The organism is Phyllobacterium sp. SYP-B3895, assembly GCF_009647635.1.
In the GTDB taxonomy this organism is placed as follows: domain Bacteria; phylum Pseudomonadota; class Alphaproteobacteria; order Rhizobiales; family Rhizobiaceae; genus Phyllobacterium; species Phyllobacterium pellucidum.
The window spans coordinates 148,541-172,529 of record NZ_WJIG01000005.1; the positions used below are offsets into that span (position 1 = coordinate 148,541).

The following is a 23,989-nucleotide window of genomic DNA, read 5'->3' on the forward strand; positions in this document are numbered from 1 at the left end:
GTGCCGCCGGACACATGTCCGAAGACCCATTGGTTTCGATGTTTGAGATTTTTACCGGCGTCGCCTGCTGGAGACTGTGCCGGGCCTTGCGCCTGTTATGCCTCCGCCATGACCGCTGCGAAGGTCTCCTCCATGACCTCGATCAGCAGATCCGCATTGGCGCGGTTGAAAATCATCGGGGGACGCAGTTTCAGCACATTGTCATGCGGTCCCTCGGTTCCCATCAACACGCCCCGCTCCCTTGCCCCATTATTGATCTTGCGCGCGAGCTCCGTTGCCGGTTGCTTGGTCTTGCGATCGGTAACAAGCTCGATGCCAAGGAACAGACCCTGGCCGCGAACGTCGCCGATCACTTCATAACGCGCCTGCATCGCCCTAAAACGCTCCAGCAGATAATTGCCCATCGCCAGCGCGTTGCCGCGCAGATCGTCACGCTCGATCACGTCGAGCACGGCAAGCCCGACCGCGCAGGAAACAGGGTTGCCACCGAACGTATTGAAATATTCCATCCCGTTGTTGAACGAGGCAGCCACCTCGCGGGTCGTCACCACGGCTGCCATCGGATGGCCGTTTCCGATCGGCTTGCCCATGGTGACGATGTCGGGCACGACGCCTTGCGTCTCGAAGGCCCACCAATGGCTCCCAACGCGCCCAAATCCGACCTGCACCTCATCCGCCGCGCAAATTCCGCCGGCGGCGCGCACCATGGCATAGACTTCCCTAAGGTAGCCTTCGGGCAGGAAGACCTGTCCCGCCACGCTGGGGATCGACTCGGCCAGGAAGACGCCCGGTCCCTTCCCGGCCTTGCGCATCGACGCAATCTGCTCGGCAACGCTCTCGGCATACCGCTGCGCGATCTTATCCGCCGGCCAATCGGCAGGCGCGCGGTAGGTGTCAGGTATATTCGCTTCATAGACGTGCGACTTCCGGCCCTTGCCGCCTTTCCGCTTATATTTGTAGGGGCTGAGATCGATAAGCTCCTGGGTCGTGCCGTGGTAGGCCCAATCGAGCACGATCGCCTCCTCGCGGCCCGTATGGGCGCGCATCATCCGCAACATCAGGCTGTTCGCCTCGCTACCGCTGCAGGCAAAGGTTGCAACACACAAGTCACCGGGAAGGGTCGCTGTCAGTCGCTCGGCGTAATCGACGATGTTGTCGTGGAGATAGCGCGTGTTCGTATTCAGAATTCCGGCCTGCTTGCTCAATGCCTCTACGACATCGGGATGGGCATGGCCGAGATGGCAGACATTGTTGAAGCAGTCGAGATACGCCCTGCCGCGATCATCGATCAGCCAGGCGCCCTCCCCGCGGACAAATTTGATCGGCTCGGCATAGGAAATGGAAAGGTTGGGCAGAAGGATGGACTTGCGCTCGGCAACGATCTCGCTTCGGCTCCGCCCAGACTGCTCGAACGTCTCCGGCGGCAATCCGGCAAAGGCAGCGGCATCGGGGAAAAGCTCGGCCCAGACGGGGAGAAATGCCGGCTCGCCGACACCCAGTATCTCCATCGCCGCCAGCTGCGTATCCACCGATAGCTGGAGATGCAGATGGGGCACCCAACCGCCATTTTCCGAAGGACCACCCATCTCCCCGATCAGGTCGCCGGCGGCGAGTTTTTCACCAGGGCGCAAACGACCGACTGCCTCATGCGCGAGGTGCCCCCAGAGCGTCGCGAATGGCGGACAGCCTTCCGGCCGGTGTTCTAGCTTGACCAGACAGCCATAACCGAGAGGGTCCTCTTCGATCATTACTTCGCTGACGACGGCGTCAATCGGGGTGTAGAGCTTCGTCCCGGCAGGCATGAAGAGATCGAGCCCGAGGTGCCGGGTGCGCCGTGTTCCTGCAATGAAGCGCGACTCGAACATCGTGCCGGTATAGACCGAGCGCTCCTCCCCCCAGGGACCGATGCCGAGCGCAATCTTCTGGTCGCCAGCATAGGCATCCCACCACTCGGTTGCCTTCTCAGGCTCCTTTCCAGCCGAAAGCACGGTCATCGGGTTTTGTGGATCGCCATATGGCACGATGCCCTTGGCGAGCCGCGCCGGATGCGTCGCAAGAATCGACCGGAAGGACTTGTTATTGTCCTCTATCCAACGCACGATTGCTTTTGCGCCAGGGAATGCGTCGTAGCCGCAGGCCTGTCGCAGGATTGCGGTGGCAAGGCCCGGGTTCATCCGGTCGAGCCGCCGCAACAAGTTCCAGGCAGGTGCCTCGCTCACTTGCAGATACGGATTTTCGGCAGTCTTGTCGCTGCGCTGTGCCGACATGGTTACGCTGATGACGAGCCGCATTACAATCAGGTCGAAGAGCAGGTCGACTTCCTCCTCCAGAAGCGAGTACTGCGCGTTGAAACCTGCAACAATCGACCCAGCAGCTCCGATCGGGTCCTCGACCTCCAGAATGGAGTAGGCGCAGGCAACGGCGACCTCCGCAATCAGCACGCTGTGCAGTGCATCACCGAAATCGATGAGGCCGGCGATGCGAGTGGGGTCGGAGGCGTCGACCAGCACATTCCAGTCATTGGCATCATTGTGAATGACGGCAGCGCGCAAGGCAGGCAGGCGCGGGGCGACATCACGGTCGAAGCGGTCGAGCCAGCGTTCCAGCAAGGCGCGATCGGCTGCGTCGTTGACATATTGCACGCGCTGCCGCGACAACCCCGCCGCCCGAATATCCCAATCGAAGGTTCGCAGGGCCCCGGCGTGGATGAAGCCTTGCATCGCCCGGTCCAACTCGCCGAGAACTTTGCCGAGATTGCCAAGCGTTGCCGGCGTTCGCTCCATTGTCGCGAGTGGTTCGCCGATCTGCCAGGACACCATGCGTACGGCATGCAACTCGCCGCTCGGCCCTTCCACGCTTGCGAGGGCCAGACCGGTCAAGGCGCGGCGCAGCCGGGGCACGGCGAGTTCGCAGGCGTGCTTCTCAAGATGCTCGAGCAATGCCGTTTGAAAATCGCTCTGATCACGCGGCTCGCTGGCGTTGACGATCTTCAGGATGAAGGAATGACCGTCGTTTGAATCGATCTTAAAATTCTGGTCCCGCTCGCTGGCAAGCGGGCTGATCCGGCCTTCGATACCGAAGTGCTCACGAGCGATTGTGAGGGCTTCCGCGTCCGAGAACGACGGTGCCGGATGGGACAGATCAATCATGCGCAGGCTCCATTTTCTTCGAGCTTGGCATGGGGCAAAAAATCGGGCATCCGTTAATCCGCCGGTTTCATCGTCGTTTTGACGGCCCTGACCGGCATTTGGTCGGGGAGGATGAAAGAGCAATGAAAGAGCTGGATGACAAGGACCGTGCGATCCTGAGCATTCTTTCGCGCGATGCCAAAATTCCCATCAAGACTCTCGCCGGCGAGATCGGCCTTTCGCGCAGCGCGACGAGCGAAAGGATACTCTTCCTCGAGAAGTCAGGCGTCATTCGCGGCTATCGCGCCGATATCGGCCAGCTCAACGAAGGTCTGATTTGCGCCTTCCTGCTCATCAGCCTGGTTCGCACGCCCTCGCTCGGCGTCCTCGACCGTCTTGCCGCCTATCCTGAAGTTCGGCGTGTTTCGTCGGTCAGCGGCCAGCTTGACCTCATCGTCGAAATCGAAGTGCCCTCGATCAATCACCTCAACACAATTCGCGACAGGGTTGCGACGATGGATCAGGTCGACGATGTAACGACGTCGATCATCTTGCGGCGCGACATCGACCGAGGCGACGCCAGCCTCGCACTTTAGCTGTTGCCGACTTGACGGCAGGCTGCCGCGACCTATGCTGCTATGGATCGGCGGATCGCCAGCACTCTGGGAGGAGAGCATGGGAAGACTGCATGAGGGCTTGCACGCGGAACACATCCAAACGGCGCTTGCGGGCGATGCTGCGGCACAGTCGGCGCTTGTCGCATCTTGGGGACGGTCCATGCGCCTCTATGGACTCAACCCGGAGGAACACACGCCGCCGAACGTTTTGACCAACCGCGAACTATCGGAAGCGCGCGAAAGGCTCGGCTCGCTGATCGACACAGCGTCCGGAACCCTCGACCGCCTCTATACCGCGGTCGGCGGTGCCGGTTGCTGCGTTCTCCTGGCCGACAAGGAAGGTGTGCCAGTCGATCGCCGCGGCTATGCCGGTGACGATACGACGTTCTACAAGATCGGGCTTTGGACGGGAGCCGTGTGGAGCGAAGAAAGCGAAGGCACGAATGGGATTGGAACCGCCATCGCCGAGCAACGATCGCTGACCATCCACCGCGACCAGCATTTTCGCAGCCGCAACACCGCTCTTTCCTGCACTGTCGCGCCGATCTTCGATCATCGCGGTCGCTTGATGGCAGTGATCGATGTCTCGTCGGCGCGGTCCGATCTCACGGAAGACTTCGTCAAGCTTATTGCCATGGCGGTCGTCGATGCGGCGCGCCGGGTCGAGGCCGAGAATTTCCGTCTCGCTTTCCCCAAGGCGCGCATCGTGATGGCCGGCGACAATATTGCCGGGGATCGCGTCGTCAATGCGCTGATTGCCGTCGACCAGGACGATCTCGTCATCGGCGCGTCACGGTCCGCGCGCCACGTCTTCGGCTTGACCGACGAAAGCCTCAGCGGTCCCCTGCCGGCCGCCAACCTCCTTGGCCAGGAGATCGATCCAGAACGCGGTTTCGCCTCGGCCGAGCGCAGTGTCATCCGCCGCGCCCTCAGCAATGCAGGCGGCAATGTTTCCCTTGCGGCCGGGATGCTTGGCATGAGCCGCGCCACGCTACACCGGAAGCTCAAGCGCCTCGGACTCAATTAGCGCGGACAATTGTCTCAGATCTGCGACACTCGCACTGTCATGTTGCCGGCACCCGGCTGACAGGCCGTGCTTTCTCGCCGATGCTCCGACTCTGCCGCAGGAGGCGGTATTTAACGCGCAAGCCCGTCAAAACCGGCTCGCGTCAGGGAGGAAATCACATGAACAAGGTAGAGTTCAACCGCACAGCCACGCCCAAATTCAAGTCGCGATACGGCAACTTCATTGGCGGTAAATTCGTCGAGCCGAGGTCCGGCAAATATTTCGAAAACACCTCGCCCGTAAACGGCCAGGTAATTTGCGAAATCGCCCGATCTGATGCCAGCGATGTCGAAGCAGCACTCGATGCAGCGCATGCCGCCAAGGAGGCCTGGGGCCGCACCAGCCCGGCCGAGCGCAGCGTCATTCTCAACAAGATCGCCCAGGTGATGGAAGACAACCTCGACATCCTGGCCGAAGCCGAAACCTGGGACAATGGCAAGCCCATTCGCGAAACGACCGCAGCCGACCTGCCGCTGGCGATCGACCATCTGCGCTATTTCGCCGGCGCCATCCGCGCGCAGGAGGGTGGCATTTCCGAGATCGACCACGACACGGTCGCCTATCATTTCCACGAACCTCTCGGCGTCGTTGGCCAGATCATTCCGTGGAACTTCCCGCTTCTCATGGCGATCTGGAAGCTTGCACCCGCGCTCGCTGCGGGCAATTGCGTCGTGCTGAAGCCTGCCGAACAAACGCCTGCATCGATCCTCGTTTTCGCTGAGTTAGTCGGCGACCTTCTGCCGCCAGGCGTCCTCAATATCGTCAACGGCTTCGGCCTTGAGGCAGGCAAGCCCCTCGCCTCCAGCCCGCGCATCGCCAAGATCGCATTTACCGGCGAGACCACGACTGGCCGCCTGATCATGCAATATGCCAGCCAGAATCTCATTCCCGTCACACTCGAACTCGGCGGCAAATCACCCAACATTTTCTTCAAGGATGTCACGGCCGAGGATGACGATTTCTTCGACAAGGCGATCGAAGGTTTCGTGATGTTCGCACTCAATCAGGGCGAGGTTTGCACATGCCCGAGCCGCGCCCTCGTTCATGAAGCAATCTATGACAAGTTCATGGAGCGTGCGTTGAAGCGCGTCGAGGCTATCGTCCAAGGCGACCCGCTCGATCCAGCGACCATGATCGGCGCGCAGGCATCCAGCGAACAACTCGAGAAGATCCTCTCCTACATGGACATCGGCAGGCAGGAAGGCGCCGAGGTCCTGATCGGTGGCGGCCGCAACGAACTTCCAGGCGATCTTGCCGGCGGCTACTATGTCAAGCCGACGGTGTTCAAAGGCCACAACCGCATGCGCATCTTCCAGGAAGAGATCTTCGGTCCAGTGGTTTCCGTGACCACCTTCAAGGATAATGACGAAGCCCTGTCGATTGCCAATGACACGCTCTACGGTCTCGGCGCCGGGATCTGGAGCCGCGACGCCAATACCTGCTATCGCTTTGGCCGCGCCATCCAGGCCGGACGCGTGTGGACCAATTGCTACCACGCCTATCCGGCGCATGCCGCGTTCGGCGGGTACAAGCAGTCCGGCATCGGCCGGGAAAATCACCTGAAGATGCTGGACCACTACCAGCAGACGAAGAACATGCTTGTGAGCTATAGTCCAAAGAAACTCGGCTTCTTCTGACGGGTTGGATCATCGATGGCGCTGGAAGGCCGGCGCCATCGATTTCACTTGGAGGCTCTCATGGAAGAAAAAGTCAGCGCTACCCCTGCGGCACTTGAATTGATTTCGACCCTGCAATCCGAATACGGCCCGATCCTCTTTCACCAGTCCGGCGGCTGCTGCGACGGTTCTTCACCCATGTGCTATGCGCAAGGCGATTTCATTATCGGTGACCAGGACGTCAAGCTTGGCGAGATCGGCGGCGCGCCGGTCTATATCAGCGCCTCCCAATACGATGTCTGGAAACAAACCGACCTGATCATCGATGTCGTTCCGGGACGGGGCGGCATGTTCTCACTCGACAATGGGCGTGAAGTGCGGTTCCTGACGCGCTCCACGATCTGTGCGGTTGGCGGCAACCAGTAACCGCGGCGTTGCTGCCCCGGAGGGCAAGCGCCCCACACGTTAATCCTCTGTTTAGGTTAATGTTTTTGCCGAAGCGGAAGACAACACAGCGTTTACTTCCGTCCCATCGGCGCATCCATATGTTCGCTCGCCATGCGTGGCAGTCATAAATCCGGCCCTCGTCATGTGGTCACCAGTTGAACGTGGCTGCCGTTGGCCCGCAGCTGAGCAAGGAGCATCGGCCAGACCGAAAACTCCTCGCGTGCCGCCTTGTCCGTCAGGGAACGCAGATAACCGCCAGCCGAATTGATATGGTCTGCCCTTTCGAGGATGCATGCTACGACAATCGCCGCATTTTCCTGGCCTAGTATATCGCAAGCTTCCTCATAGGCCGAAGGACTCACCCCAAGCATCGAGCGCACGACCACGGCCGCGGCCATCAGGTCCTGCCAGCTTGAAATCCCGTCGCGCCCATAGGCGGCAATGCTCGGGCATGCCTGGCGGACCAATGCAAGCGGGATAGGCCTGTCGGCCTGCGCAGTTTCTGGCGTCTGCTCGCTCCTATCCGTCTTGTCTGATACCGACTGCTTTGTCTCTGTCATCCTTCCCGTTTGATCCACGACTTTTGCCCCCTGGCCTTTTCTAAAGCCGGGTTCAAGATCAGAAGTGGATTGGGTGTTTGAATTTTGTTTGTGGCGCTCAGTATGAGACTCTTTGGCGCTCGTATTCTCAGAATTTAACTGTTTCTCCAGGGTATTAGACACTTCCATGTGGATGCATTCCAGACCGTCCACTGCGGGCTCCAGATCGTGGATGGTCGCTTGACGCGGAATCCCGTCAATGACACTGCGAAACCGCCTGTAATGCGCGCTCCAGTCAGGATTGGGCAAAGCTTCGAAGCCGAGTTCAATGAGTTTGACGATATCGCGCCGCAGCAGCGTTACGCGCTCCTTCATCAGTTTCAGCTGAAGCCGTTCGCTTCTCACCTGTTCGGCCATTCCTCCGAGTTCCTCGGCCCGCGCCACCAAGGGAGCCAGCGAGAAGCCGAATGCTTCACCACCTTCCCCTCCCCGCGCCTTGCGTGCGAAGCGCTTGCCGTTGGGGCTGTCCTTGCGGAAAATGAGCCCTGCTTCGATCAGAGCAGCGAGATGGCGACGCAATGTGGCTGGAGCCATTCCATGCGCCCGCAATGACAGCTGCGCGTTCGACGGGAAGACAACAAGCCCGTTTGCTTCGCTTAGCTCCGCCTGTGGATAGAACGTCAGGAGAGCGTTCAGTACCACCAGGGCGCGGTCCGAAATTCCTACCAGCGCCCTCGCCTCGCACAGGCTCCGGAACAGCTTCCATTTGTCGATCGACGCTGCCGGATCTATCTCCTGGGCCTGGCGTTGGGTTGCCAGCATGCCAAGCGATAGCGACCGCCGCCCAAAGGGCGTCGTGAATGCATTCCCCGTCTGCATTGCCTCTTACCTTTCTAAAGGCAAAAGAAATCCGCTCGCCAGAACGACGTCAAAATATCTTGACACTGATTCGGGGAAATGCGATTCTCGATCCTGCTAGAGATATGAGAGAAGCCTTCCGAGACAGCGATGTTGAGGTGGGCTTTTTTCTTTTGCGGGTTAATCTCCTGATTTATTGACGGTTTCCGATTGCTGGAAGTCGCGATAAAGCTCCTCCAGCCTGTCGGTAATGTAGGATCCGAAGCGCGAAGCGTTCTTGGCTTTGAGCGCCAGGGTAAACGCCTTGCCGTTGTCGGTGATATCGACGCGGAGCGACTTGTCCGTCGGCGCCCAGCCCTTCTTGCGCGAAGCAGCGGCCTTAGCGGGACGCTTGTTGGCCTTGCTCAACAAATCGAACAGTTGCCCAAAGCGCGCGTCGCCGGTCTCCGCTTCAAGTTCACCGGACGCTACCAGAGCCTTCGCCCTCGCCGCATTGCCTGGCACTTCCAAAAGCTTCGAAAGTTGCCACCACCGATCCCGTCCCGTCGCCTTCGCAGCACCAATTGCGAGGATGATATCTTCCGGAATGTGGGCGCCGACGGACTGCATCTTCGAGAACGTCGTCGCATCGATCGCCAATGCGGACTTGATGACGGACTGATCGTAGCCGAGATCGCCCAGCCGCTTTGCAAACAATGTGCGCTCAATGAAGGAAAGGTTCGAACGCGCCGCATTCTCCTGGCCCTGTGCGATCACATGGTCCTGGTCCTCGAGCGCCTTCACGACGGCGCGGACTTGCCGGCCGAGATGCTTCGCTACCTTGACGCGGCGGTGGCCGAAGACAACCTGGTAGCGACCGGCAGCCGCTGGGTGCGGCCGCACAAGAATGGGGGAGTCCTGCCCCCTCTCCCGGACCGCGGTCAGCAACTCCTGAAACGCCTCGTCGTCCTCATCGATACGGTCGGCAACAAACGATCCATCCACGAGATCGGGATCAAGTTCGACGACGCTTCCCTTGGCGAGTTCCTCGAAGGAGCTCTTGATCGAGCGCGACGCACCACTCACCACATAGTTCAGGGCATTGTTGCGCTCGGTCTTGACCGGCGCCGGGTTCATGACACTGCTGAAAATGTCCTTACGGGCCATCTATCTGCTCCCGCTAAGCTGTAAGCAATTGATCCTGCGTTTCAATTTCGCGTTATTTACTGCGGTAAAGCCCTCACGCATGATCAGCGTCCCCACGCCCGGTGAATGAGCGTTGCGATCTCGGCGTTGACTGCGTCCAGCGATTCGATTGCGCGTTCATAGGTAGACCGGGTGAAGCTGTTCTTCTCGACCTCGTAGAGGGTCTGCTTTGTCAGCCCGGCATCGGAAATTGCCGTGGATTTCAGCATCGGATTGGAAAGGATCTCCTCGGCCAGCATCGATTGCATGAAGCCGACCATCTGGGCCTGTGGAATGTCCGTCGGCTCGTAGCGCGTGATCAGGTAGCGGAACCAGTCGAGCTGGACTTTTGCCCCGGCCTGCTTGACTGTCTTCAGGATCCCGCCGAGCATCAACAGGAACTGCGACATCGACATAAGGTCGAGCATCTGCGGATGAACGGTAATAAGAACGGACGTCGCCGCCGACATAGCTGTCAGCGTCAGATAGCCAAGCTGCGGCGGGCAATCTACAACGACAACGTCGTAGCGGTTATCCACTTGTTCGAGGACCTTGCCGATCCGAGTGAAGAACTGCCGACCTTCAAGCGAGGAGCGATCCTGCATAGCCAGCGGGGTGTCATATTCATATTCCTGCAGTTCGAGATTTGCCGGGATGATGTCGAGCCCAGGAAAGTTGGTCGGCAGGATGACCTCGGAGATCGGCTTGCGCTCATCGTCGTAACGAATGGATTCGTAGAGCGACAGGTTGCGATCGAGTTCGGGTTGAAAGCCATGCAGAGCCGACAATGAGGCTTGCGGATCAAGATCGATCGCGAGAACGCGATGTCCGGTCAGGGCGAGGTATTGGGCAAGATGCGCAGCCGTCGTCGTCTTGCCGGACCCGCCCTTGAAATTGACAACGGCGATGACTTGCAGCTTGTCGCCCGGTTTGCGGTGCGGCACGTATTTCTTCACTTCGGTGCGGCCGTTGCGATCGAGATAGTGCCGCAATTCCATCATCTGCTCGGCCGTATAGGAACGGCGACCGGACGCTGCCTGTGCGGGTACAGGGCCCTTGCCTTCGAGGTGCAGGCGCTTCAGATTGTTCTGGGTGACGCCGAGATAATGGGCGACCTCGGCCATCGAAAAGGAGCGCAATTTCTTCTTCGCATTCGGAGGAAACTTTTCCATCCGAAGTTGGTCCAGCCGGCGGGAAATCTCCGCCCCTTGATCGAGGATTTTGTCGTCGAACTCGAACTTGGGCAGAGGCATTGCGATATTCATTTAAATCGAAACCTCTAATAGCGCTTTTTCAAAGCAAACGCTTTACGAAGCGCCATTAAGCTCCGATTCGTCTGATCCGGCAAGAATTTTTGGGTTAAAAAAAGGTTAAGAGGATTTCGCCTGTGGAAGAGCCGGCGAATCCGGAAGGCGTCAGCCGCTTTAAACGACATTTGCCATCACATGAACGCCGGCTCTAGGTGATTGATTCAACGCAAGAAATCAATCCAATTTACCGCAGTAAACTGATGTGTAGAACAAAGCTGTGATCATTTGCGCTGATCGGTGCCGTCCTTGCGTGTCGCATCGTCCTCTACGAGTTCATACCACATCGCATTAAGGACAGCGAATGCCGCGGCGAATGGCAATCCGAGAAGCCAGGAGAAATACCACATGATTCGATCCTTTCGATCAGTAAGCGTGGCCGCTTTTATCATCACCTGAATTGGCATCCACCTTGCCCCAGAGCACGTGGTAGACCCAGGTTGTGTAAGCGACGATCAGCGGGATGAAGATGGCGGTCACGACAAGCATGATGAACAGCGTAAGATGGCTCGAAGATGCATCCCAAACTGTCAGGCTCGACCGTGGGTCCAGCGAGGAGGGAAGGATGAACGGGAACATCGACACCCCGACGCTTGCGATCATCCCGAAGATCGACAGGGCGCTCACGAGTAGCGTTGCTATTTCCGCCCGCGCGCGGAAGCCGTAAAATGCCAGGGCAGCGCCCGCAAGCCCCAGTATCGGGGCGATGAGCAGCACGGGATAGGCGCCATAGTTGGCAAACCAGCCAGATGGCTCCTCCGCGACCGTTTTCATGAGCGGATTTGACGGGCCATGCGGATCGATCGCGCTCGTGATGACGTAGCCATCAATGCCAAGCCAAAGAATGATACCTGCAAGAGCGTAAAGTACGAGCGTCGCGAGCGCCGCGAGCGCGCCATAGCTACGGGCGCGTTCGGCGATCGGGCCGTCGGTCTTCAGCATCAGATAGGCGCTCCCATGCATGATGAGCATCACGACCGAAAGCACGCCGCACAGCAAGGCGAACGGATTGAGCAGGCCGAAGAACGTACCTTCGTAAAACACGCGAAGGTCGTTGTTGAAGCGGAACGGAACGCCCTGGAGGACATTGCCCACCGCAACACCGAAGATAAGCGACGGCACAAACCCGCCGATGAAAAGAGCAATGTCCCATCCACTCCGCCAGCGGTCGCTATCGCGCTTCGAACGGTATTTGAAGGCAACCGGCCGCAAGATCAATGCCGCAAGGATTGCGAACATCGCGAGATAGAAGCCGGAGAAGGAAACCGCGTAAAGCGGCGGCCATGCGGCGAAGATCGCGCCGCCGCCAAGAATGAGCCAGACCTGGTTACCTTCCCAGGTTGGGCCAATGACGTTTATTGCAATGCGCCGCTCGGTCTCGGTCTTGGTGACGAAGGGCAAAAGCGTGCCAATCCCGAGGTCGAAGCCATCGGTAATGGCAAAGCCGATGAGAAGAACACCCAGCAGGACCCACCAGATAAGGCGCAGGAGCTCATAGTCGATGAATTGGTGCAGTATCATGTTTGCTTACTCCGCTGGCACGATGTGCGGGGAAATGAGTTCGGCTTCCGGCTCGGTGTCAGGGTCGGGGCCCTTTTGGATAGCGCGCAGCATCAGGCCCATCTCGATGAAGATCAGAACCGTATAGATCAGCACGAAGCCGCAAATGGTGAGGAGCACCGTCGATGCACCGAGGCTGGAGACCGCCGCGGCTGTCGGAAGAACGCCTTCGATGATCCACGGCTGACGACCGGATTCGGCGACAACCCAGCCGAGTTCGGCGGCGATCCAGGGGAGGGGGATCGCAAACACGGCGACCCGCAACAGCCAGGGATAGGCGTCGATCTTGCGGCGAACGGACAAAATGAAGAAGGTCGTCGTCAGGATAATGAAGAAAATGCCGAGCCCGACCATGATGCGGAACGACCAGAACAGTCTGGGGACGTTCGGAACCGTATCCCAAGCCGCCTTGTCGATCTGTTCAGGCGTGGCAAGACGCGGATCATCGACATAGCGCTTCAACAGCAGGGCGTAGCCGAGATCGGCGCCATTCGCCTCGAAAGCATCGCGCACCTCGGCGGAAACAGCCGTCGTGCTGCCGACCTCTCTTATTTTCTGCAAGGCGTCATAGGCGATGATGCCTTCCTTGATACGCAAACGGGCGTGTTCAACAAGTTCCTCGATGCCGGGGATTGGCGTCGTCAGCGACCTCGTACCGATCAACCCCATGACCCACGGCACGCGCACGGCAAAATGCGTTTCCCGCGATTCCTGATCGGGGAAGCCGAAAACGGTGAAAGCGGCGGGCGCAGGTTCCGTCTCCCACATCGCTTCGATCGAGGCGAGCTTCATCTTCTGATGCTCAGTCGACAGATAACCGCTCTCGTCACCGAGAACGACGACCGATAAGGCGGATGCGAGGCCGAACGAGGCGGCGACGGTCATCGAACGCTTGGCGAGCGCAATGTGACGCCCCTTCAAGGCGTACCACGCCGACACGCCGAGCACGAAAAGCGATGCTGTGACATAGCCAGCCGAAACGGTGTGAACGAACTTCGCCTGCGCGACAGGATTGAACAAAACTGCATAGAAATCAGATACTTCCATGCGCATTGTCTGCGGATTGAAGGTCGCGCCAACGGGGTTTTGCATCCACCCGTTAGCAATGAGAATCCACAGCGCGGAAAAGTTGGAACCGGCGGCAACGCACCAGGTCGCGACGAGGTGGCCGACCTTGGATAGCTTGTCCCATCCGAAGAAGAACAGGCCGACGAATGTCGCTTCGAGGAAGAAGGCCATTAGCCCCTCGATCGCGAGCGGCGCGCCGAAAATATCGCCGACATAATGGCTGTAATAACTCCAGTTCATACCGAACTGGAATTCCATCACGATGCCGGTCGCGACGCCGATGGCGAAATTGATACCGAACAGGGTACCCCAGAATTTGGTCATCTGGCGCCATATGACGCGGCCGGTCATGACGTAGACCGTTTCCATGATCGCCAGGAGTATTGAAAGTCCAAGCGTCAGCGGGACAAAGAGAAAGTGATATAACGCCGTTATCGCAAATTGCAGGCGCGAAAGCGCCACGATATCGAGTTCCATTGCATCTAGTCGGGCCTACCCCGACCCCCCTGTTGACCGGCAGCACATTTGCGCGCCGCCGAGTGAAGTTGCTGGCCCTCAGTCCGGCCGGAGCGCGGCGAGGGCGGTATCGAAATCCTTCTCCCCACGGTGCGGCGCAGCGACGATCCGACCGTGTTCGAGAATGATGATCCTGTCGGCGAGTTCTGCCTCGCGGCGAATATGCGTCGCGATCACCACTGCATGACTCGGCATGGCACTGCGCAGCCGTTGCAGCACGTCGCGGGCGGTGGCGCCGTCGAGGCCTTCAGTCGGCTCATCGAGAAGCCAGAGCGGCGCCTCGCGCAAAAGCAGTCGCGCAAGAGCAAGGCGCCGCGATTGTCCGCCGGAGAGGCCAAGCCCGCCTTCGCCGAGACTGGTGCCGAGACCTTTCGGAAGCGATGCAACAAGCTCATTGAGACCCGCCTGATCGATCGCGCGATGCAGCTGCGCATCATCCGCTTCCGGAGCTGCCAGCCGCAGATTGTCACGCAGCGTGTCCTGGAAGAGTTCCGTCCTTTGCGTCAGAAGAGCAGATTTTGCGGTCGCGACTTCGCCGCGATCGAGGCCAAGTTCGCCGGCAATGAGCGCCAGCAGGGTCGACTTGCCGGCACCGCTCGGTCCGATAAGTGCAATTCGCTCGCCGTCCGCGACAGTGAAGTTCAATGCGTGAAGGGCGGGTAGGGGGGCGCCGTCATGGGTGACGCTGGCATTCGCAATATGAACCGCTTCTCCGTTCCGCGCCGCTGTTCGCGGCAGGGGAGGGGAGGGGGGTGCGATGCTTGGTCCGATTCGGCGCGCGGCGAGCAAGGTGCGGCCAAGCTCCACGGCGCCCCGCCGCAATGCTGCAAAGGGTTCAAGCGCTGCGAGCGCCACCAGAACGCCAAGCGCCGCAACGGGACCATTGATCGTGCCCGCGCTGGCAAGAGCCGCCATGGCAATGAGCGTCCCGCCGAGCAGGATCGCCGAGGCGACCCCAAACCCAGCGCCAGCGAAAACCTCGATCCAGTTCAGTCGGCTATCGGCGGCAGCAGCCCGGCGATCGGAGACCGCCACCGCTTGCACTTGCGCCGCAAGCCGCCCGGTCATCAAAAGATCCGTCTGTCCGGCAACGAGATCGATGCAGCGGGAACGGAGCGACTCAAGGGCGTGAGCGCGGCGTATCGACGAGGCACCTGCGAACCTTGCGGCGATGAGAGGCACGCCAAGTCCTGTCAGAAGCAGGAATGTCCCTGCGCCAAGACCGACAAGCGGATGCATCATCCCAAAAGTCACGGCGACGGCGAGCGCTGTCACGATCGCAACGGCTGCCGGTACGAGCACGCGCAGATATAGCGAATCGAGCGCGTCGATATCGGCGGTAAGTCGGAACAGCAGGCGCGACGGCCGCTGAACGAGCAACCTTGCGGATTGCGGGCGTGACCAACTGCGAAACAATTGTTCGCGCAACCCAGCGAGCACGCCGAGCGTTGCATCATGGGTTGTCAGGCGCTCACCATAACGTGCTGCCGTTCGCGCCAGAGCCAGAAATCGGATGGCGGCTGCCGGCGCGAATACATCGAATGCAAACGCAGTTGCAGACGACAGTCCCGCAATGGCTGTCGCAGTGATGAACCACCCTGAGAGGCCAAGCAGCATGATGCCGGTAAGAACCGTGATCGCTGCGAGCAATGCACCAGCAAGGAGCATGCTGCGGCGTTCCCGATAGAACAGTGCAATGATCGGCCGGAAAGTGTGGAGGATGCCCATCATGCAGCCTCCTGCGCGATCTGAGGCGATAGCCTGACGATGCGATCCATGCGGGCGGCGAGTATCGGATCGTGTGTTGCAACGATCAGTGTCTTGCCCCTGGCGATTTCGAGGAGGCCTTCGGTGATTTCGCAAGCGGTTATCGTGTCCAGATGTGCCGTCGGCTCATCGGCGAGGATAAGATTCTTTCCTGAGCCGGCAGCAGCACGCGCGAGCGCCAACCTCAATATCTCGCCGCCCGAAAGGCCGGAACCGCCCTCGCCCAATTGAAGATTGCCGTGGGCCTTGGCGACATGTTCGAGGGCGGCAAGAGCCAGTGCGCCGTTCGTCCGCGCTCTGTCGACATCGGGACGCCCAAGCGCGATATTCTCACATAGTGAGCCGGCAAATATATGCGGCCTTTGGCCGATCCAAATCATTCGATTGCGCAACTGATCTGCAGTCGCGCTCGTAAGATGCTCGCCGCCGATGATGATCCTGCCATTTTCGAGGGGAGCCAGCCCTGCGATCAGCGCAAGCAGGGTAGACTTGCCCGACCCGCTCGGGCCCAGTATTGCGACACGCTCGCCGGGCTTCACCTCAAGGTCGAAGTCTTCCAGCACATCGCGATCCCGCGCGGCATGAGAATAGCCAAGCCCTTCGATCGAGACTGACGCGGGCTTATCATCGTTCTGATCATTGCTACCAGACCCGCCCACAATGGCGATGCCCTGATCGCTGAGTTCGGCAAGTGCGGCCAGCGCCGCTTCACCAGCAGCACGGTCGTGCCATACGGATGAAAGCTCCCGCAGCGGCTCGAAGAAGGCCGGCGCGAGGAGGAGAATGAACAAGCCCTCGATCAGATCGAGTCGCCCGCCCCAGGCACCGAACGGCAACTGTCCAAGATAGTGGAAACCGATATAGACGGCGACCATGGCGACGCCGAGGGCGGCAAAGAGTTCAAGAACAGCTGAAGAGAGAAAAGCAACCCGCAGTACGGCCATCGTACGCGAGCGCAGGGATTCGGCGTTGGCGCGCAACCGGTCGGCCGTCAGGTCAACTGCATCGAAAACGCGTATGGTCGTCATTCCACGCAGGCGATCAAGAAGAAAGCCATTCATGCTGCCCATCTCGACCAGTTGCTTCTCACTGGCAGCCTTGGCGCGCCAGCCAATCAGCGCCATGAATAGCGGTATCAGCGGCGCCGCCATCAGCAGCACCAGAGCCGGCACCCAGGAGAACGGGACAATGGAGGCAAGGATGGCAAGGGGAACGTATGTCGCCTTGAGCCGCGCCGGCTGGAAGCGGGCCAAATAGGGCAGGATAGCCTCGGCCTGTTCGGTTATCCCGCTGGCTGCAAGCCCGGAGGCGGGACGCGTAATGTCGAGGGGCGAGCGCCGCGCCAGGCAGGCGATAGCGGTTTGGCGCAGTTCGGAAAGAGTCTTGCGGGCGGAAAGGAACGCGACCCGCGTGCCCGCTGCGTCAAGTGCAGACCGCAGGACGCCGAGGGCGACAACCCCAACGGCAAGCCAGACAATATTGCGCCAATCGGTGCCCGCGATAATCTGGCCAACCGCCATTGCCAGCAACCATGCCTGCGGAAGCCAGAGGAGGGTCGCCGCTAGTTGCAACAACGCTGGCGCCTTGGCGCGAGCAGGCTTTTGCTTGTCGATCGGCAGACTGGAAGACGGCTTATGAGTCGATTCCCGCACAGTGCATGCATCTGCCGGGCTCACCTCTGAGCGAAGCGCCAATGATGCATCTGCTGCGGGTCCCATGCCATCAACCCTTTTCAGTAGTGCGCTTCGATCTGCCGAGCGAGACGATCTTATCCTTCGCCTCCAGCAGTTTCGTGACTTTGGCGCCCAGCGTCAACAGGGTTGCCAGCCGGTCGGTCTCAAGTTGCTTGACATCCTCATACCAGGTCGTCAGCCGCTCGATCAGCCCGTGCATTTCACTCATCCGCTCCTGCGCATGCCGTTCCGCCTCGCTCGCCGGCTGCTGCATCAGAATTTCTCGCAGGACCGACAGTGTCGGATCGACTTCGCGCTTCTTGCGCTCTTCCGCGAGCGTCCGCAGGATCTGCCAGACGTCGTCGGGCGTCGTGAAGAAATCGCGGCGATCGTCGGGCAGGTGTTTCAAAAGAACCAGATTCCAGGCCTGCAATTCGCGTAAGCTCATGGAAACGTTCGAGCGCGAGATGCCGAGAGCATCAACAATCTGATCCGCGTTAAGCGGCTCCGGCGAGACATAGAGCAGCGCATAGATCTGGCCAACCGTTCGGTTGATGCCCCAGCGGCTTCCCATTTCGCCAAAATGCAAAACGAAGGACTGTACGAGCGGCGGGAGATTCATGGTGCTCTTTCGCTTTATCTGTTATTTCAGAAATTACTGAAATGACAGTAGCAAAGAAAGCGATCGGGTCAAGAATGGGCACGGGCCGGTGCGAAAATGCCGCATGCCGAGCGGGCAAACAAAAAGGCCCGGTCGCGATGACCGGGCCTCTTGCACTCTCGATTTTCAGGCTTGTCAGTTCAGGCCGAGCTTTCCGCGCAAGGTCGAAAGGTCTTCGGCGAGCGTGTTGACGGCAGCGGCAAGAACCTTGCGGTCGTCTTCGCTCAGCTTGTCGTACAGCTCGTAGCCATCGGCGGTCTTGTACTTCGCCAGGGTCGTATCGACCGCGTCGAAATTGGAGGAAACCTTGGTCACAAAGGCAGCCTCATCCTTCTCAATCAGGGGACGAACAAGATCGAAGATCTTGCGCGAACCATCGAAGTTGGCCTTGAAGTCCCAAAGGTCGGTATGGCTGTAGCGATCTTCCTCGCCGGAGATCTTTGTGGCAGCAACTTCTTCCATCAGAACGGCAGCGCCACCGACGACCTTCTCCGGCGGCAGGGTGAGGTCGGTAATGCGCTTGTTGAGCTCGGTTACGTCAGCCATGAGCTGGTCGGCAACCGGTCCAAGACCTTCTGTGCTGTTCTGAGCGAAAAGGCCATACTCAATCCGATGGAAGCCGGTGAACCCCGGATCCTTTTCAGCAAGCTCATGATCGTCGGCACGCGAGTCGATCGAGCCATCAAGGTCGCTGAAAAGCTCTGCGATCGGTTCGATCGCCTCATAGCTCATGCGGGTCGCGCCAAAGAGTGACTTCGCCTTTTCGACATCACCGGCCTTGACTGCGTCAGTGAATGCCTTGGTATCAGCGACAAGCTTCTCGGAATTTTCCGACACATAAATCTTGTAGTCGGCGATCGGCTGCACGAGATCGAGCGGCGATACCTCGGCCACGGCGACACCGGGAAGGATGGCCGCGGAAAGGGCGAACAGGCTGGCAGAGAGTGTAAGTTTAAGCTTCATCGATTATCCCCTTAAGATCTGACGCGGGTCACGGCGTGACCCGCTGCTTCGAGTAGTGTCCGGCCCAGGAAGTCGGTTTCATCAAGAGGGCCGGGTAGTGTGAAGAAGAAGCCGCCGCCGATCGGCTTGATGTATTCTTCCAGCGGTTCACCATCCAGCTGGCGCTGCACAGTGATGAAACCTTTTTCAAGATTGGCCTGGTAACAGATGAACAGCAGTCCCTGTTCGAGCTGACCGGACTTGCTGACACCATTCGAATAGTTGAACGGACGGCGCAGGATAAGATTGGCTCCGGATTCCGGCGTGCGCAGATTGGCGAGCCTGATATGGGCATCGAGCGGCGTCACCTTGCCCTCGGGATCCTTCGCATAATCCGGCACGTCATGTTCGGTTTCACCCGAAAACGGAGCGCCGGTTGCTTTCTTGCGCCCGATGATGCGCTCCTGTTCGCCAAGCGGTGTCCGGTCCCAGCGTTCGACAAAGTTGCGGATGATGCGCACCACCTGGTAGGAGCCCCGACGCGCCCATTCGGGCTCATCGCTGTTCTCCGTCACCCAGACGATGCGGTCCATCAGCTCGGTATTATTGGCGTCCGGGTTGGCCGAGCCATCGCGGAAGCCGAGGAAGTTGCGCGCGCTTTCATGACTGCCGTCGGGCTTTGGCGGCAACACAGGGACAGAGCCCTCCTGTTTCCAGCGCAAAACCAGAAGGTCCGGCATGGTCTTTATGATATCGCGCAGCGCGTGAATGTTGGTATCGGGCGTGTTGGACGATATCTGCAACGTCAGATCGCCGTGGCAAAGGTCGCCATCAAGCGCGTCATTGCGAAACGCCTTCATTCGCGATAACCGCTTCGGCTTGTGCGCCCCGAGCCAATCGCGCTTGGCGAAGAACGACGAGCCGAGCGAGACGGTCATGGTCAAATTATCTGGTGGGACGACGGGCCCGAGAATGCCCGAATCCGACGGCGGCAATCTGTCGTCGAAAACAGGGGGCTTGCCCCCCTGCATCAGAAAAGCGATGCGTTCCGACAAGGTGCGGAACAGCCGCTCGACGTCTTCAGGGCTCGAGGCGAGAACGTCAAAGGCCGCGATCATGCCGGCAGCCGGGCGCGGCGTGATGATACCGGCCTGATGCACGCCGTAGAAGGGCTGGCGCTCCTGCGTCTTGTCACTGACCGGAGCGTCGGTGACCTGTTCCTCCTGCTTCGCGGCCGCGCTTGCGCTGCCAAGCCCGGTGGCGAGGACACCGCCAGCCGCACCCACGCCAAACAGTACATTTCGGCGCGTGGTGACGAGGCCCTTGTCGTTCGCCGTCATCGTCGTTACTCCAATCCCACAGCGGCGTTGAGCTTGCCGATCGCATCCGCCAGCGCCTGCATCTTCTGCGAAAGGACCTTCCGGGTATCGGCATTGACGCCGTCATAGGAAGGATACCCATCCGGCCCGCGAAGGGCTTTCAGCTCGGTGCTCACATCGGTCAAACGCAACTCAATATCCCCGACAACCTGCGGGGCTGCGGTCACCGCGACGGGCTTCAGCAGCGCCATCATCCGCGATACGCCCGCGACATTTGCCTCGAAGTCGGAAAGATCGGTCTGCGCGTAGTGGTCGACACCCGCAGCCACCTTCGTCTCTGCCGTAGACGCCATGAGGCGCTGCGCACCCTTGGCGATCTGTTCGGGGGAAATCCGCAAACCGCGAATACGGTCTTTCAGTGCCGTCACGTCGGCCAGCAGTTTGGTCGAATAATTTTCGAGACCCGCAGTGCTTTTCTGTGTGTAGAGGCCGTATTCGATGCGATGGAAGCCGGTGAACGCCGGATCCTGCTCGCGCTTCTCGAGATAATCGGCGACAGGATCGATGGCATTGTGAAGATCCGCGAATTGATCTGCCATCGGCTCGATCTGCTTGTAGGGAACGCGCGCGCTTTGGTAGGCTGCCTTGGCCTTTTCGAGATCGCCCGCCTTGATGGCGGCATCGAGGGCCTGGCTCGCCTTGACGAGGCTGTTTCCCTGAGTAACGAGAAACACTTGGAATTCGGCGAGCGGCCCCAGATAGGCGCGTAGTGCCGGCCGCGCCGCCTCGGCGTCGGATACGGCGGACGGTGTCACATGCAAAGTTCCGCGCGGATTGTTGAGGAGCCCACAGGTGATCTCATAGTCGCCGGGCTTTAATTTCGCCTGCAGCGTCTGGCTGATTCCCGGCGCGATATTCTCCCGCTCCTCGATCACCATGACGCCGTCGAGAATTTCCCACTCGAGCGCGCGATCCGATTGGTTGACGATCGTAAACGTAGAGGGACCGGCAGCCACGGTAATCGCATTGGGATCGCAGGCGCCATTCTTGATTGTAACCGTGATGGCATCGCCCGCCACCCCCGGCTTTACATTTTTCGACGCGTAATAGAATGCGGCGCCGCCGGCAACGACGAGGGCCGCTGCCCCGACGACCGCAAATTGCATCAATTTCTGTGATGCGGGGCGAGGGGAGGCGGAGCCGGTGGATTGCGACATGAAAAATCGTCCGATCAGTTCGAGGGCTTGGTCGCTGGCGCGTTTGCGGCAGCCGAAACGTAAGGTCGCAAGAAAAAGTAGAGGCTGAACGCAAGGAACGAGAAGTAGGCGATCACTTCGCCCAGCGTCGGCATATCCTGATAGCCGAACATGCCCGACAAGATGGTCCCGAGCGGGCTGCTTACAGGCAGGATTCCGCTCAAATCGACGACCACGGTCTGCAGGCTGTTCCAGACACCTGCCTCGTGGAAATGGCGCAGCGTGCCCGCCAGAATGCCGGCGGCAACAACGAGAATGAACAGGCCCGTCCAAAAGAAGAACCGGCGGAGATTCATCCTCACGCCACCGAAATAGATGCCGTAACCGAGCGCAATCGATACCAGAATGCCAAGAACAGCCCCAAGTGGTGCTTCGCTCGATGGGCTCTGCTGGAAGATAGCGAGCAGAAAGAACACCGATTCAAGCCCTTCGCGCGCCACTGCGAAGAACACCATGGCGATCAGTGCCGTTGCTTGCCCGGACGTATGGGCGAGGGCCTCGTCGATATGGGTATGCAACTCTGATTTGATCGAGCGCGCGGCCTTGCGCATCCAGAAAACCATGGACGAAAGCACGATGACCGCTATCAGGCCGACGATCGCCTCGAAGAACTCCTGTGCCTTTTGCGGAAACTGGGCGCTGACCAGTTGCAGGGCAGCGCCAACAAAGAGCGACAAGGCGACTGCAAGGAGAACGCCCACCCATACGGCAGGCATCCATTCACCGCGTCCGGTCTGCTTGAGATAGCTCGCGACGATACCCACGATAAGTGCTGCCTCGATACCCTCGCGCAGCATTATCAGAAACGGAACAAGCATGAATTCGAACCCCAGCGCAGGCTTTGCCGTGCGAATGACACGGCTTATACGCGGGCCAAGTCATAAACTTTCGCTAAAAACGAAGCAATAACAATATATTAGAAGTGTTCTAATCTATATCTGGACTGAATTCCTCAATTATTTCCGTATCTTGAGTACGCTTCTCCACTATAGCGCTTATCCGCTCTAAGCGCCGAGATGGAGAGCTGCCGCATTATTGCCACAATTCTGCACGGCCCTTGATGGAACCTCGTCGATCCGCCTTGACACTCTGTCTGTGTTCGGCAAATGTGAAACCGGTTTCACTAGCTTCGGGATAGCCGTTTGAAATTTGACCTGATGATACTGGCGCCGCACGTGCCATTCTTGCTGAAGGGGGCGCTTCTGACGGCCGAGGCCTGCGCCCTGGCTTTGCTCGGCAGCCTTGTCATCGGACTTCTCGTCGCGGCCCTGCGCACGTCATCTTCGTCGCTCCTGTCGCGTGCCGCTTTCATATATGTGGATCTGTTCCGCAATATCCCGTTCATCGTCCAGCTGTTCTTCTTTTTCTACGGGCTTCCGGAAATCGGCATCTACATCGATGCCTTCACGACCGGAGTTCTCGCGCTTTCGATTGCGGGAGGTGCGTTCAGTTCCGATGTCATTCGCTCGGGAATTCTCGCCATCGATACAGGCATCCTTGAGGCTGCAGAGGTAAGCGGGCTGTCGAAACCGACGATATTTCGCAAGATCGTTATGCCGATTGCCCTGCGCACATCGATAAGGCCGCTCGGTTCAGTCTTCATCAATCTGGTGCTGACCTCGTCGATCCTTTCGACCATCACCCTCAATGAATTGACCGGTTCGGCGAAAATCGTGGCCTCCGATACGTTTCGCCCGTTCGAGGTCTATGCTGTGCTCCTGATCGTCTATGCAAGCTTGACCTATCTTATCTCGCTCGCGATAGGGGCGCTGCATCGGCGCCTCAATCGCGACCGCATGCCGGACGTTGCCTGATGCGGTATACGAGCTTCACTTCCTATGACCTCATATTGCTGGCGCAGGGTCTCGGCGTATCGGTGGCGCTCTTTCTTGTAACGACACTCATCGGATTCCTTATCGGCACGATATGGGCGGTCATACGCTTTTATCGCGTTCCTCTGCTTACGCCGCTTATTACCTTTCTCGCGGAGCTTCTTAAAAACTCGCCGGTCCTGGTCCAGCTGTTTCTTGTATTTTTCGGCCTGCCGGCACTGTTGAAGATCAATGTTACGCCGGTCGAGGCCGCTGTCATTACGCTATCGGGCAACACGGCCGCCTTCATTTACGTGATAGCCGTTGCGGCGATCGAATCTATCGGCCGCGACCAGATCGAATCCGCACGCGTTTTCGGCCTGTCGCGCTGGCAAATATTGCGCCACGTCGTTGCGCCGCAGGCGATGGCCTTTGCCATCGGCCCCCTGACGGGACTTCTCGTCAACCAGCTCCAGGTGACATCCTTGATCTCCGTCATTGGCGTCATCGATCTCACCAAGATCGGCAACATTCTCAATCTGCGTACATTGAAGCCATTCATCGTCTGGACCGTCGTCGGCGGTCTCTACTACATCGCCGCCAAGCTCATCGCTCTTGGTGGCGCACGGTTGGAACGGCGCCTGCGCGCTCACACTGCATGGAAAGGTCTGTGA

20 protein-coding genes are annotated in these 23,989 nt (G+C 59.2%); 6 read left to right on the forward strand and 14 right to left on the reverse strand.

Annotation, left to right across the window (positions count from 1 at the left end):
* Positions 1-95 precede the first annotated feature (95 nt).
* A complete protein-coding gene (locus tag GF108_RS21745; protein WP_153670409.1) occupies positions 96-3,149 on the reverse strand; it encodes an aminotransferase class III-fold pyridoxal phosphate-dependent enzyme in 3,054 nt (1,017 codons plus the stop codon).
* Between the two features lie 122 nt (positions 3,150-3,271).
* On the opposite strand from GF108_RS21745, the gene GF108_RS21750 reads away from it, so the two are divergent.
* From GF108_RS21750 to GF108_RS21765, 4 genes are all read left to right on the forward strand, one after another.
* Positions 3,272-3,724, forward strand: a complete 453-nt coding sequence (locus tag GF108_RS21750) for an Lrp/AsnC family transcriptional regulator (RefSeq protein ID WP_153670410.1) — start codon at positions 3,272-3,274, stop codon at positions 3,722-3,724.
* Between the two features lie 79 nt (positions 3,725-3,803).
* Entirely contained in the window at positions 3,804-4,772 is a 969-nt protein-coding gene (locus GF108_RS21755) for a GAF domain-containing protein (protein WP_153670411.1), read from the forward strand.
* Between the two features lie 158 nt (positions 4,773-4,930).
* A complete protein-coding gene (adh, locus tag GF108_RS21760) occupies positions 4,931-6,448 on the forward strand; it encodes an aldehyde dehydrogenase (RefSeq protein ID WP_153670412.1) in 1,518 nt (505 codons plus the stop codon).
* Between the two features lie 60 nt (positions 6,449-6,508).
* On the forward strand, positions 6,509-6,853 hold the full coding sequence (locus GF108_RS21765; protein ID WP_153670413.1) for a DUF779 domain-containing protein: 345 nt from the start codon (positions 6,509-6,511) through the stop codon (positions 6,851-6,853).
* Positions 6,854-7,014: 161 nt separating this feature from the next.
* On the opposite strand, the gene repC is transcribed toward GF108_RS21765, so the two are convergent.
* From repC to efeU, 13 genes are all read right to left on the reverse strand, one after another.
* Positions 7,015-8,292, reverse strand: coding sequence for a plasmid replication protein RepC (gene repC, locus GF108_RS21770; RefSeq protein ID WP_153670414.1), 1,278 nt, complete (start codon positions 8,290-8,292; stop codon positions 7,015-7,017).
* 159 nt (positions 8,293-8,451) lie between these two features.
* Positions 8,452-9,417: a plasmid partitioning protein RepB gene (gene repB, locus GF108_RS21775; RefSeq protein ID WP_153670415.1), complete on the reverse strand. Its 966-nt coding sequence runs from the start codon at positions 9,415-9,417 to the stop codon at positions 8,452-8,454.
* An 83-nt stretch (positions 9,418-9,500) separates the two neighbouring features.
* Positions 9,501-10,700, reverse strand: coding sequence for a plasmid partitioning protein RepA (gene repA, locus GF108_RS21780; protein WP_153670416.1), 1,200 nt, complete (start codon positions 10,698-10,700; stop codon positions 9,501-9,503).
* A 266-nt stretch (positions 10,701-10,966) separates the two neighbouring features.
* Positions 10,967-11,092 (reverse strand): cytochrome bd-I oxidase subunit CydX, encoded by a 126-nt coding sequence (gene cydX, locus GF108_RS21785; protein WP_091924596.1) that lies wholly within the window; start codon positions 11,090-11,092, stop codon positions 10,967-10,969.
* A gap of 16 nt (positions 11,093-11,108) precedes the next feature.
* Positions 11,109-12,263: a cytochrome d ubiquinol oxidase subunit II gene (cydB, locus tag GF108_RS21790; RefSeq protein ID WP_153670417.1), complete on the reverse strand. Its 1,155-nt coding sequence runs from the start codon at positions 12,261-12,263 to the stop codon at positions 11,109-11,111.
* Between the two features lie 6 nt (positions 12,264-12,269).
* Positions 12,270-13,847: a cytochrome ubiquinol oxidase subunit I gene (locus GF108_RS21795; RefSeq protein WP_091924589.1), complete on the reverse strand. Its 1,578-nt coding sequence runs from the start codon at positions 13,845-13,847 to the stop codon at positions 12,270-12,272.
* A 78-nt stretch (positions 13,848-13,925) separates the two neighbouring features.
* Complete coding sequence (gene cydC, locus GF108_RS21800; protein ID WP_370462277.1) at positions 13,926-15,617, reverse strand: thiol reductant ABC exporter subunit CydC; 1,692 nt, start codon at positions 15,615-15,617, stop codon at positions 13,926-13,928.
* Positions 15,614-17,371, reverse strand: a complete 1,758-nt coding sequence (gene cydD / locus GF108_RS21805; protein WP_153670418.1) for a thiol reductant ABC exporter subunit CydD — start codon at positions 17,369-17,371, stop codon at positions 15,614-15,616. Before cydD ends, cydC begins: the two co-directional genes overlap by 4 nt.
* A gap of 4 nt (positions 17,372-17,375) precedes the next feature.
* Positions 17,376-17,948, reverse strand: a complete 573-nt coding sequence (locus GF108_RS21810) for a GbsR/MarR family transcriptional regulator (protein WP_153670419.1) — start codon at positions 17,946-17,948, stop codon at positions 17,376-17,378.
* Between the two features lie 174 nt (positions 17,949-18,122).
* Positions 18,123-18,950 carry an iron uptake system protein EfeO gene (efeO, locus tag GF108_RS21815; RefSeq protein WP_153670420.1) on the reverse strand — a complete coding sequence of 276 codons (828 nt, stop codon included), beginning with the start codon at positions 18,948-18,950 and terminating at the stop codon, positions 18,123-18,125.
* Positions 18,951-18,961: 11 nt separating this feature from the next.
* Positions 18,962-20,269 (reverse strand): iron uptake transporter deferrochelatase/peroxidase subunit, encoded by a 1,308-nt coding sequence (efeB, locus tag GF108_RS21820; RefSeq protein WP_153670421.1) that lies wholly within the window; start codon positions 20,267-20,269, stop codon positions 18,962-18,964.
* 5 nt (positions 20,270-20,274) lie between these two features.
* The gene (gene efeO, locus GF108_RS21825) at positions 20,275-21,465 is read right to left on the reverse strand and encodes an iron uptake system protein EfeO (protein WP_153670422.1); all 1,191 of its coding nucleotides are present in this window, start codon (positions 21,463-21,465) and stop codon (positions 20,275-20,277) included.
* Positions 21,466-21,479: 14 nt separating this feature from the next.
* Positions 21,480-22,322: an iron uptake transporter permease EfeU gene (gene efeU / locus GF108_RS21830; protein ID WP_153670423.1), complete on the reverse strand. Its 843-nt coding sequence runs from the start codon at positions 22,320-22,322 to the stop codon at positions 21,480-21,482.
* Between the two features lie 324 nt (positions 22,323-22,646).
* On the opposite strand from efeU, the gene GF108_RS21835 reads away from it, so the two are divergent.
* Positions 22,647-23,318, forward strand: coding sequence for an amino acid ABC transporter permease (locus GF108_RS21835; RefSeq protein ID WP_153670424.1), 672 nt, complete (start codon positions 22,647-22,649; stop codon positions 23,316-23,318).
* A complete protein-coding gene (locus tag GF108_RS21840; RefSeq protein ID WP_153670425.1) occupies positions 23,318-23,989 on the forward strand; it encodes an amino acid ABC transporter permease in 672 nt (223 codons plus the stop codon). The genes GF108_RS21835 and GF108_RS21840 overlap by 1 nt, the downstream gene beginning before the upstream one ends.

What these genes read in the sequence shown, in the direction of transcription:
- repA (WP_153670416.1), bottom strand. Translation starts at nt 10,700, where the DNA reads ATGAATATCGCAATGCCTCTGCCCAAGTTCGAGTTCGACGACAAAATC.
- GF108_RS21765 (WP_153670413.1), top strand. Translation starts at nt 6,509, where the DNA reads ATGGAAGAAAAAGTCAGCGCTACCCCTGCGGCACTTGAATTGATTTCG.
- cydD (WP_153670418.1), bottom strand. Translation starts at nt 17,371, where the DNA reads ATGGGACCCGCAGCAGATGCATCATTGGCGCTTCGCTCAGAGGTGAGC.
- GF108_RS21750 (WP_153670410.1), top strand. Translation starts at nt 3,272, where the DNA reads ATGAAAGAGCTGGATGACAAGGACCGTGCGATCCTGAGCATTCTTTCG.
- efeB (WP_153670421.1), bottom strand. Translation starts at nt 20,269, where the DNA reads ATGACGGCGAACGACAAGGGCCTCGTCACCACGCGCCGAAATGTACTG.
- cydX (WP_091924596.1), bottom strand. Translation starts at nt 11,092, where the DNA reads ATGTGGTATTTCTCCTGGCTTCTCGGATTGCCATTCGCCGCGGCATTC.
- GF108_RS21810 (WP_153670419.1), bottom strand. Translation starts at nt 17,948, where the DNA reads ATGAATCTCCCGCCGCTCGTACAGTCCTTCGTTTTGCATTTTGGCGAA.
- efeO (WP_153670422.1), bottom strand. Translation starts at nt 21,465, where the DNA reads ATGTCGCAATCCACCGGCTCCGCCTCCCCTCGCCCCGCATCACAGAAA.
- GF108_RS21745 (WP_153670409.1), bottom strand. Translation starts at nt 3,149, where the DNA reads ATGATTGATCTGTCCCATCCGGCACCGTCGTTCTCGGACGCGGAAGCC.
- GF108_RS21795 (WP_091924589.1), bottom strand. Translation starts at nt 13,847, where the DNA reads ATGGAACTCGATATCGTGGCGCTTTCGCGCCTGCAATTTGCGATAACG.
- cydC (WP_370462277.1), bottom strand. Translation starts at nt 15,617, where the DNA reads ATGATGGGCATCCTCCACACTTTCCGGCCGATCATTGCACTGTTCTAT.
- repB (WP_153670415.1), bottom strand. Translation starts at nt 9,417, where the DNA reads ATGGCCCGTAAGGACATTTTCAGCAGTGTCATGAACCCGGCGCCGGTC.
- repC (WP_153670414.1), bottom strand. Translation starts at nt 8,292, where the DNA reads ATGCAGACGGGGAATGCATTCACGACGCCCTTTGGGCGGCGGTCGCTA.
- efeU (WP_153670423.1), bottom strand. Translation starts at nt 22,322, where the DNA reads ATGCTTGTTCCGTTTCTGATAATGCTGCGCGAGGGTATCGAGGCAGCA.
- cydB (WP_153670417.1), bottom strand. Translation starts at nt 12,263, where the DNA reads ATGATACTGCACCAATTCATCGACTATGAGCTCCTGCGCCTTATCTGG.
- adh (WP_153670412.1), top strand. Translation starts at nt 4,931, where the DNA reads ATGAACAAGGTAGAGTTCAACCGCACAGCCACGCCCAAATTCAAGTCG.
- GF108_RS21755 (WP_153670411.1), top strand. Translation starts at nt 3,804, where the DNA reads ATGGGAAGACTGCATGAGGGCTTGCACGCGGAACACATCCAAACGGCG.
- GF108_RS21840 (WP_153670425.1), top strand. Translation starts at nt 23,318, where the DNA reads ATGCGGTATACGAGCTTCACTTCCTATGACCTCATATTGCTGGCGCAG.
- efeO (WP_153670420.1), bottom strand. Translation starts at nt 18,950, where the DNA reads ATGAAGCTTAAACTTACACTCTCTGCCAGCCTGTTCGCCCTTTCCGCG.